The 8,080-nt window shown below is 71.4% G+C and carries 1 protein-coding gene; it reads left to right on the top strand.

Features of this window, described 5'->3' with window-relative positions:
* On the top strand, positions 1 to 8,080 hold an 8,080-nt coding region (locus EAO72_RS41425; protein ID WP_148022544.1), incomplete at both ends, for a non-ribosomal peptide synthetase.

Raw genomic sequence — 8,080 nt, 5'->3', positions numbered from 1 at the left:
ACCCATCCCCGACCTGCACCTCTACCTCCTGGACACCGCCCTCCAGCCCACCGCCCCCGGCGTCCCCGGCGAAATGTACGTCTCAGGTGCCGGACTCGCCCGCGGCTACCTCAACCGCCCGGCCCTCACCGCCGAACGCTTCGTCGCGAACCCCTACGGCCCGACCGGAACGCGCATGTACCGCAGCGGCGACCTCGCCCGCTGGACCACCGATGGCGAGATCGAATACCTCGGCCGCGCCGACCACCAGGTCAAGATCCGCGGACACCGCATCGAACTCGGCGAAATCGAAACCATCCTCACCGGCCTCGACGGCATCGCGCAGGCAGCCGTCATCGTCCGCGACAACCGCCTCATCGCCTACCTCACAGGCGACTCCCCCGACACCAACACCGTCCGCACCCACCTCGCCCAGACCCTCCCCGACTACATGGTCCCGGCCGCCTACGTCACCCTCGACGCACTGCCCCTGACCGCCAACGGCAAGCTCGACCGCAAAGCCCTGCCCGACCCCGAATTCACCACCGCCCCACAGAGCCGCGCCCCCAGAACCCCCCAGGAAGAAGTCCTCTGCGCAACTTTCGCCCAGGTACTCGGCGTTCCCCAGGTCGGGATCGACGACAGCTTCTTCGACCTCGGCGGCGACAGCATCATGTCCATCCAGCTGGTCAGCCGGGCACGGCGTGCCGGTCTGACCATCTCGGCCCGTGACATCTTCGAGCACAAGACGGTCGAGGCCCTCGCAGCGGCGGGCGTCGGTGGAAGCGGCGACGAGGCCGCGGCGCCCGAGGACATTCCCGCAGTCGGCGAGCTGGCGCTCACTCCCGTCATGCACTGGCTGGCCGAACGCGGCGGGTCTGTCGCCCAGTTCAACCAGTCGGTCGTCCTGCACACGCCTTCCGAGCTGGACGAGCAGCGTCTGTGTGCCCTCGTCCGGGCGCTCCTCGACCACCATGACGCGCTGCGTCTGCGGATGCACGCCGCCGAGACGCCCGAAGGCTGGTCCCTCGAGGTCACGGCCCCGGGCACGGTCGCGGCGGACTCCTGTGTGCGACGGGTCGACGCCTCGCGGATGGACGACGACGCACTGCCGGCTGCCCTCTCCGCCGAGGGCGAGGCGGCCCGGCGCCGCCTCGACCCACGCGAGGGAGCCATGGTGCGGGCCGTGTGGTTCGACCGCGGTCCCGGGCGGCAGGGCCGGCTGCTGCTGGTCGTGCACCACCTGGCCGTCGACGGGGTGTCCTGGCGCATCCTGGCGGAGGATCTGGAAGAGGCCTGGCAGGCCGTGTCCGAGGGGCGCGAGCCCGGATTGGCCCCGGTCGGCACGTCGTTCCGCAGCTGGGCGCAGAAGCTCACGACGGCGGCGCTCACCCCGGCGCGTGAGGAGGAGCGGGACCTGTGGCAGGCGACGCTCGCCGCTCCCGACCCGCTGCTCACCGACCGCGCCCTCGATCCGGCACGTGACACCTTCGCCACCGCGCGGAGCCTGGAGCTGCGGCTTCCCGCAACCGTCACGGAGGCCCTGCTCGGGGCAGCGCCCGCACGGTTCCACGCAGGTATCGAGGACGTCCTGCTCGCCGGGTTCGCGATGGCCGCCACCGCATGGCGGCGCCGTCACGGAAGCCCGGCAGCCGCCGAGGTGCTCGTCGACCTCGAAGGGCACGGGCGGGCGGAGCAGATCGATCCCGGCGCCGACGTGTCGCGCACCGTGGGGTGGTTCACCAGCATCTACCCCGTGCGGCTCGCCCCCGACGCCTACGACACCGTGGGTGCGCGGGCCGGCGGCCCGGACGTCGGGGCCGTGCTGAAGCGCGTCAAGGAGCAGTTGCGGGCGGTGCCGGACAAGGGCATCGGATACGGGCTGCTGCGCCACCTCAACCCGAGGACGGCACCCGCGCTGAAGGAAACGGGCGCCCGCCCACAGCTCGGCTTCAACTACCTGGGCCGGTTCGCCCCGGGCGCGGTCGCGGCGGACAGCCGTGTCGCGGACTGGACGATGGCGCCGCTGACCGGCGCTTCCGAAGACCCCGCACTGGCCCTGGCCCACACGGTGGAGGTCAACGCGGCCACCCACGACGGTCCGCACGGGCCGGAACTGGTCGCGACCTGGACCTGGGCGGGCGAGCTCCTCGACGAGGAGCGCGTCCGGGAACTGGCCGACGGCTGGTTCGACGCGCTGGGCGCATTGGCCAGGCACAGCGCGGCCCCCGGCGCCGGCGGACTGACGCCGTCCGACGTGCCGCTCGCGGAGGTGACCCAGTCGGAAATCGAGGCGCTGGAGGCCGAGGTGCGGGCGGGCGGCACACCGGTGCCCGCGCCGTCGGACGACGAGGCGGGTCTCTCCGAGGGGGCACGAGTCGTCGACGTACTGCCGTTGTCGCCCCTCCAAGAAGGACTTTTCTTCCACAGCGCGTACGACGACGACTCCGAACCCGACCTCTACACCGCCCAGTTGGCCTTCGACATCGAGGGCACACTCGATGTGGCGGCCCTGCGGACGGCCGCCCGCCTGGTCCTGGCCCGGCATACGGCGCTGCGGTCCTCCTTCCGCAGGACGGCTGCGGGCCGGCCGGTGCAGGTGGTCGTCGCCGATGTGCCGCTGCCGTGGCGCGAGGTCGATCTGACGCACCTGCCGGAGCCGGAGCGCTCGGCGAACGCGGCGAGGATCCTGGAAGCGGAGTACCGGGCACGATTCGATCTCGCCCGGCCGCCGCTGCTGCGCTACGTCCTGATCCGGCTCGCCGCCGACCGGTGGCGGCTCGTGCTGACCAACCACCACATCGTGCTCGACGGCTGGTCGCTCCCGATCCTCGTACGGGAACTCCTGGGCTTCTACGCGGCGCCGGGGAGCGCCGACCAGCTGCCCCGGGTGCGCCCCTACCGTGACTATCTGGGCCGCCTCGCCGCCCAGGACCAGGACGCCTCGCACGCCGCGTGGCGGGAGGCGCTGTCCGGCCTCGAAGGCCCGACGCTGGCAGGACCGCCGCACCCGGGTCCCGGGAGCGCTCCGGGACGGGTGGAGCTGGCCCTCTCCGAGCAGGCCACCGCGGCGCTCGCCGCCCAGGCCCGGTCGTGCGGTGTCACGCTGAACACGCTGGTGGAGGCGGCGTGGGCGATCGTCGTCGGGCAGCTCACCGGGCGCGACGACGTGGTCTTCGGCGTCACCGTCTCGGGCCGGCCCGCCGACCTGGCCGGGGTCGAGGACATGGTCGGTCTGTTCATCAACACGCTGCCGCTGCGTGTCCGGATCAACCCGGGCGAGGACGTGGCCGACTTCGTGCGTCGCATCCAGCGGGACCAGGCGGCCCTTCTGGAGCAGCAGCACACGGGCCTGGCCGCGATCCAGCAGCTGATGGGCATGGGTGCGCTCTTCGACACCTCGATGGTCTTCGAGAACTACCCGCTCGACGCCGACGCCCTCGGCGAGCTCGCCGGGGCGTCGGGGCTGCGTCTGTCCGATGCCACGAACCGCGACGCGACCCATTACGCGCTCGCTCTGGTGGCGCTGCCCGGCAGTGCGCTCTCCTTCCGCCTCGACCATCGGCCCGACCTGTTCGACCGGGCCGCCGCGCGGACGATCGGTGAGCGTCTCGTACGGGTCCTGGAGAGCATCGCCGAGCAGCCCGGCACACCGCTGGGCCGGATCGAGGTGCTCACTCCCGCCGAGCGGGACCGGCTCGGTACGGACGGGAACGGACCCGTGCGCGAGCTGCCCGCGGCAACCCTGCCGGAGCTGTTCCACGCCCAGGCGCTGCGCACCCCGGACGCGGAGGCGGTCGCCTTCGAGGGTGACGTGCTGACCTACGCCCAACTCGACGAGCGTGCGGACAGGTTGGCGGATCGGCTGCAGTCCGCCGGGCTCGGTCCGGAACGAGCGGTGGCCGTGTCGCTGCCGCGCTGCGCCGAACTCGTCGTGGCGATGCTCGCCGTCCTCAAGTCGGGCGCCGCCTATCTGCCGGTGGACCCGGACTATCCGGCCGACCGCATCGCGTACGTGCTCGGCGACGCGGCACCCGGGCTCCTGATCACCACGAGCGCGCTGGACGGCCGGCTGGGATCACCCGACGTACCGCGCCTCCTGATCGACGCGGAAGCAGTTCATGAAGCGTCCACCGGGCACGGGTCCGCCGATACGCCCGCGACCTCACCCGGGCACGGGTCCGCCGATACGCCCGCGACCTCACCCGGGCACGGGTCCGCCGATACGCCCGCGACCTCACCCGGGCACGGGTCCGCCGATACGCCCGCGACCTCACCCGGGCACGGGTCCGCCGGTACGCCCGCGACCTCACCCGGGCACGGGTCCGCCGGTACGCCCGGGACCTCGCCCGAGCCCCGGCACCCGGCCTACATCATCTACACGTCCGGCTCCACCGGCAGGCCCAAGGGTGTCGTCGTCTCGCACGCCGGGCTGCCCGGCCTGGCCGCCTCGCAGATCGACGCCTTCGTCGTCGAACCGGACAGCCGGGTCCTGCAGTTCGCCTCACCCAGCTTCGACGCCGCGGTGTCGGAGATCTGCATGGCGCTCCTGGCCGGTGCCTGTCTGGTGATGGCGCCGCAGGAGCGGCTCATGCCGGGCGCACCGCTGGCCGCCCTGCTCGCCGAGCAGCGGGTGACCCATGTAACGCTGCCTCCGTCGGCGCTGCCGTCTCTTTCCGACGACGCCATGGTCTCGGTAAAGACCCTTGCGGTCGCGGGCGAGAGCTGCCCGGCCGATCTGGTGGACCGCTGGTCCCGCGGCCGGCGCATGCTCAACGCTTACGGGCCGACCGAGGCGACCGTCTGCGCCACGATGAGCGGGCCGCTGACCGGGAACACGACGCCCCCGATCGGCCGGCCGATCGTCAACACCCGGACGTACGTGCTTGATTCGGCCCTGCGCCCGGCGCCGCGTGGCGTCGAGGGCGAGCTGTACCTCGCCGGTCCCGGCCTGGCCCGCGGCTACTTCGGCCGCCCCGGTCTGACGTCGGAGCGCTTCGTCGCGGACCCGTACGGCGCGCCCGGCGACCGCATGTACCGCACCGGTGACCTCGCACGGTGGACCGACCGTGGAGAACTCGCCTACCTGGGCCGCGCGGACGACCAGGTCAAGGTCCGGGGCTTCCGGATCGAACTGGGCGAAGTGCAGGCCGCGCTGGACCACGCCCCCGATGTGGCACAGAGCGCCGTGATCGTACGGGAGGACCGCCCCGGCGACCGGCGCCTGGTCGCCTACGTCGTGCCCCGCGCACAGACCGCAGTCGACCCCAAGGCGCTGCGCACGCGTCTTGCCCAGCACCTGCCCGCCTACATGGTGCCGTCCGTGTTCATGGAGATCGGCGTGCTCCCGCTGACCGCGAACGGCAAGCTGGACCGCAAGGCCCTGCCCGCGCCGGAGCTCTCCGGCAACACGACCAGCCGCAGGCCGCGCTCCCCGCAGGAGGACATCCTCTGCACGCTGTTCGCCGAAGTGCTGGGCGTGCCGGAGGTGGGGATCGACGACAGCTTCTTCGACCTCGGCGGCCACTCGCTGCTCGCGACCCGGCTGATGAACAGGGTCCGCTCCACCCTCGGCGTGGAGGTCGCGGTGCGCCGCCTCTTCGAGGCCCCGACAGTGGCCGGCCTGGCCACCGCGCTCGGTTCGGCCGACGGCCCCCGCCCGGCCCTCACCACACGGCCGCGCCCCGAGCGGATCCCGCTGTCCTTCGCCCAGCAGCGCCTCTGGTTCCTCAACCGCTTCGAGGGGCCGAGCCCCACCTACAACCTGCCCACGGCGCTGCGTCTCACCGGCACACTGGACCGCGAGGCCCTGCGGGCCGCGCTGGTGGACATCGTGAGCCGGCACGAAAGCCTGCGCACGGTGTTCGCCGAGGAGCCCACGGGCGCACACCAGGTGGTACTCGACCCGGCTGCGGCACGCCCGGAGCCGGTCGTCGTCCGCGTCGAGGAGAGCGAACTCACGGACCGGATCGCGGAGGCCGTGCGCCACGGCTTCGACCTGGCCACCGAACTGCCTTTGAAGTCATGGCTGTTCGAGATATCTCCCAAGGAGCACGTGCTCCTCGTGCTGATCCACCACATCGCCGGTGACGGCTGGTCGATGGGCCCTCTGGCCCGAGACCTGACCACCGCCTACGCGGCCCGCACGGTCGGCCGGGCACCGGCCTGGGCGCCGCTGCCGGTGCAGTACGCCGACTTCACCCTCTGGCAGCGCGAGATCCTCGGCTCAGAGGATGACCCCGACAGTGCCCTGACCCAGCAACTCCTCTACTGGCAGCAGGCGCTGGAAGCACTGCCGGCCGAGCTGGAGCTGCCCACCGACCGTCCGCGCCCTGCGCAGGCGTCCTACCGAGGAGACTCGGTCCCGCTGGAGACTTCTGCCGAGCTGCACCGGCGGGTGGAGGAGGTGGCTCGGGAGCATCAGGCGAGCCCGTTCATGGTGGTGCAGGCCGCGTTGGCAGTGTTGCTGTTCCGGTTGGGTGCCGGAGAGGACGTTCCGATCGGTTCGCCGGTGGCGGGCCGTACGGATGACGCGCTGGAGGATCTGGTCGGGTTCTTCGTGAACACACTGGTCCTGCGCAACGACCTGTCCGGGGACCCGACGTTCTCCGAACTCCTGGCCCGGGTCCGGGAGACCGACCTCGCGGCGTACGCACACCAGGACGTTCCCTTCGAACGGCTGGTGGAAGTACTCAACCCCGAGCGCTCGATGTCACGCCACCCGCTGTTCCAGACCGTCCTGGAGTGGAACAACGACGAGCAGAAGGCCGCCCTCGAATCGGTCGAGCAGCTGCCCCACCTGAGCGTGGCACCGGAGTCCGCCGCGACGGGTGCGGCGAAGTTCGATCTGGTCTTCCACCTGTCCGGGGTGCGTGGTGCCGATGGTGGCGCCGCGGGTCTGCGGGGCGCTCTGGAGTTCAACGCGGACCTGTTTGACCGGTCCACGGCTGTGGTGTGGGGCGAGCGGTTCGTACGGGTGCTGGAGGGGCTGCTTGCGGATCCGGGCCGTGGGATCGGAACGGTGCCGGTTCTTTCCGGTGATGAGCGGGACGCGCTCATCGGGACCTGGACAGCACCGTTGGAACTGCCGGTCAGTAACGGCCTTTCGCTGGTTGACGCCTTCGAAGCACAGATTGTCTCCGGGGCTCCTGCGGTGTCGTGGGAGGGGGTGTCGTTGTCGTACGGGGAGCTGAATGCGGCGGCGAACCGTCTGGCGCGGGTGCTCGTGGACCGGGGCGTGGGTCCGGAGTCGTTGGTGGCGGTTGCTCTGCCGCGTTCGGCGGAGATGGTCGTGGCGTTGCTGGGTGTGCTGAAGGCGGGTGCGGCCTACGTGCCGGTCGACCCGTCCTACCCGGCCGACCGCATCGCCTACCTGCTCGAAGACGCCGGCCCTGCCCTGGTCATCGCCACCACCCAGGTCGCCGATGACCTGAACGGGGACGGCTGGCTCCTCCTGGACGGCCCGGAGACCATGGCGGACCTTGCCGGTCGTGCGGAGGGTGACCTGGCGCAGGACGAGCGTGTGTCGCCGCTGCTGCCCCAGCACCCCGCCTACGTCATCTACACGTCTGGTTCTACGGGCCGGCCCAAGGGTGTTGTGGTCGCGCACGAGCAGGTGGTGCGGCTGTTCACGTCCACCGGTCAGTGGTTCGGGTTCGGGCCGGAGCAGGTGTGGACGATGTTCCATTCCTACGCCTTCGACTTCTCCGTCTGGGAACTGTGGGGGCCCCTGCTCCACGGCGGACGTCTCGTCGTCGTCCCGTTCACGGTCAGCCGCAGCCCGGAACAGTTCCTCGACCTCCTGGTCCAAGAACGGGTGACGGTTCTGAACCAGACTCCCTCGGCGTTCTACCAGCTCATCCAGGCCGACACCGAGAACCCGGAACTGGGCGACCGCCTGGCTCTGGAGTACGTGGTCTTCGGCGGGGAGGMACTGTTCCGGGCTGCGGCTGACCGTGAACGGGACGACGACGAGACGTCCGCCRTGGAGCAGGGGCCCCCACAGTTCCCAGACGGAGAAGTCGAAGGCGTAGGAATGGAACATCGTCCACACCTGCTCCGGCCCGAACCCGAACCACTGACCGGTGGACGTGAACAGCCG

Source organism: Streptomyces sp. OR43 (assembly GCF_008042275.1).
GTDB lineage: Bacteria > Actinomycetota > Actinomycetes > Streptomycetales > Streptomycetaceae > Streptomyces.
This window is presented reverse-complemented; position numbering and strand designations above follow the sequence as displayed.